Genomic DNA, 2,785 nt, shown 5'->3' on the forward strand with positions numbered 1-2,785 from the left:
GGGGGAGGTGGCGGGCGGGGGCGAGGTCGACGTCGTCGTCGAGGAGTTCGATGACGGGCACCGCGCGGCTGATCCCGGGCCGCTCCTCGGTCGCACCCTGGCGGTCGAAGTCCTCCCACGCCTCCAGCACGGTGCTCTGCACGGCCTGCCAGTCGAGGTTGTCCCGGCCCGCGGCGGACAGCCCGGCCGTGTCGACGAGGAGCACCTCGGGCGCGGGCCGGTCGGCGGTGCCCGGCCTGCGCAGCACCCACAGGTGGAGCGGGACGCCGTACGGGGGCGCGGCGCCCGCGGGCAGGGCGACGACGGCCCTCAGCGCGCCGCGGCGCAGCAGGTCGGCGCGGATACGCCGGCCCGAGCGGCGCGAGGCGGCGGCGGGAGGCATGAGGAGGACGGCGGTTCCGCCGGCCCTGAGGCGGGCCAGCGCGTGCTGGACCCAGGCCAGCTCGGACTCGGTGCGGGCCGGGAAGCCGTATTCCCAGCGGGCGTCGTAGGCGAGTTCCTCGTGGCCCCAGTTGCGCTCGTTGAACGGCGGGTGGCACAGCACCGCGTCCACGGTCAGCTGGGGGAAGGCGTCGGCGCGCAGTGAGTCGGCGGCGGCGGTCCTGACCTCGGGGCCGCCGAGCAGGGCGAGCCGGAGCGCGGTGATGGCGGCCAGGTCCGGGTCGCTGTCCTGGCCGTAGAGGGCCTGGGCGCGGACGGTGTCGGCGGCGCGCAGCAGGGTGCCGGTGCCGCAGGCGGGGTCGAGCAGGGTCCTGGGGGCCTTCGCGCCGCGGCCGGCGAGCGCGGCCATCAGCTCGGCCGGGCCGGGCGGAGTGAGGGTGTACTGCCTGGGGTTGGCGTCGAGATGGCGGCCGAGGAGGAATTCGTACGCCTGGCGGGCGCCGAGTCCGGCGGCGAGTTCGGCCGCGCCGCGCAGCAGGGGCAGCGAGTCCCGGATCTCGTGCGGCCTCGGGGTGCGGACGGCTCGGTGCCGTTCGCCGAAGCGCGCGATGAGGATTTCGTCCAGGGCGGTGGGGAGCAGCTCTGACAGCCGCTCGTCGGAGAGCGGCCCGAGCTGGAGCCAGGCGGTGGGCCTGTCACGTACGAGGAGGAGGACGCAGCCGGCGTGGACGAGGGCGGGCACGGCGCCCGCCGGGTGCGCCGTGAGCTGCTGCCAGACGCGTTCACGCAGCGGGACCTCGGCGAGTTTCCCCTGCTCGCGCAGCCACCGTTCGACGTCGGTGAGGGCGAAGGACGGGCTGGTCTCGGTGCCGCCGACCGGCTTGGGGAAGTCTGCGTGACGGCGCCGCCAGTTGCTGACGGCGGCACGGCCGACCCCGGCGAGCCGCGCGATCTCGGCGGCGGTCACCTCTGCTGCGTTGTCCGGCACCCGGCTGGCTCCCCTCGTGCGCTCTGCGTGTGGCCCCGATCATACCGATGTACGCAAGAGAGAACGATTCACGGCGTGAATTCAATATGTTCAATGGGTCGTGTTGACTCGGTTCACAGAGCCTGCTGTCATTGACTCATCGCTTCACGGCGCCGTTTCCGCTCAACGGCCCGCGCGGCGCGCTTCATCGGCTTCTTCTCAACCGGGGGACCCATGCTTCACTCCACCAGGCGCCACATCCGGCGAGGCGCCCTCGCGACCCTGTGCACCGTCGCCGTGCTCGGCCTGTCGGCCTGCACGGAGCTCTCGATCGGGACGGGAGCCAAGAAGACCGGCGGCCCCAGCGCCTCCCGGGCGGCCGGCGACGACACGGCGTCCCCGGCCGCCGAGGAGCCCTTCGCGGACCTCTCGGGCCCGGAGGTCGTCAACCGCGCGATCACGGCGACGAAGGGGGCCTCCTCGCTGTCCCTCGACCTCGACCTGGCCAGTGCGGACGGTCCGATGAAGGCGCGGTTCGACACCAGCCGGGCGGGCCAGTGCAAGGGCGGCATGAACATGGGCGGCTCCGGCACGGTGGACGTCATCAAGACGAACCAGGACGTCTACATGCGCTACGACGAGACGTTCCTGCGGGAGCAGGCCGCGGGCGACAGCACCGAGGAGACCGACGCCGTGGTCGACATGCTCGCCGGCCGCTGGGTGCGGACCGACGCCGACGAGCCCGACGCCCAGGAGGCACTGGAGGTCTGCGACCTGGACAAGCTCCTCGCCGGCTTCGAGGAGGGCGACAACCTCGCCCGCAAGGGAGAGGTGACCGAGATCCGCGGCCGTGAGGCCCTGACCCTCACCGAGACGGACGGCGCGGAGACCTACACGGTCTACGTCGCGACCGAGGGCGAGCCCTACATCCTGAAGATCGTCCAGGAGGGCGGCGAGGAACCCGGCACGATCGAGTTCTCGCAGTTCAATGACCCGGTCCGGGCCGAGCCCCCCGCCGACGAGGACATCGTCGACCTGGATGGGCTCACCACGGCCTGACGGACCGGCGGGCACGGCGGGCCGCGTACCAGGGGGGAACGCGGCGCGCCGGCCCGCGCTACGGCGGAAGAGGCCGCCCGGAGGGGAGGCGGTCTCTTCCGCCGTATCCACAGGCATGAGGCACGTACGCGCGTGGGGGCGCGCGTACGTGCCTCATGCGCGTGGCCGCCGCCGGGGATGACAAACTGGCGGACCGCCGGAAGACCGGGGTACGTGCCCAGTTCGCAAAGGGAGCCGACGACTGTGCTTGCCGAGAGGGACATGAGGCACGGGAGGGCCGGGCACACTCGCCTCCTCCGCGCCGCGGGGGTGGCGGCAGCCGCCGCTCTCCTCTGCTCCGGATGCGAGGGGCTCGACGGCTCCTCGACGGGGTCGGGG

At 73.4% G+C, this 2,785-nt stretch carries 2 protein-coding genes; one reads left to right on the forward strand and one right to left on the reverse strand.

The features are described from left to right. Nucleotides 1-1,369, reverse strand: a 1,369-nt coding sequence (locus tag GUY61_RS37140) for an N-6 DNA methylase (RefSeq protein ID WP_313897028.1), incomplete at its 3' end; no start/stop codon positions are given. A gap of 213 nt (nucleotides 1,370-1,582) precedes the next feature. Between GUY61_RS37140 and GUY61_RS37145 the strand changes: the two genes are divergently transcribed. Beyond that, on the forward strand, nucleotides 1,583-2,407 hold the full coding sequence (locus GUY61_RS37145; RefSeq protein WP_166634697.1) for a hypothetical protein: 825 nt from the start codon (nucleotides 1,583-1,585) through the stop codon (nucleotides 2,405-2,407). Nucleotides 2,408-2,785 lie beyond the last annotated feature (378 nt).

It is taken from the genome of Streptomyces sp. GC420 (genome assembly GCF_009916105.1).
Taxonomy (GTDB): Bacteria; Actinomycetota; Actinomycetes; order Streptomycetales; family Streptomycetaceae; genus Streptomyces.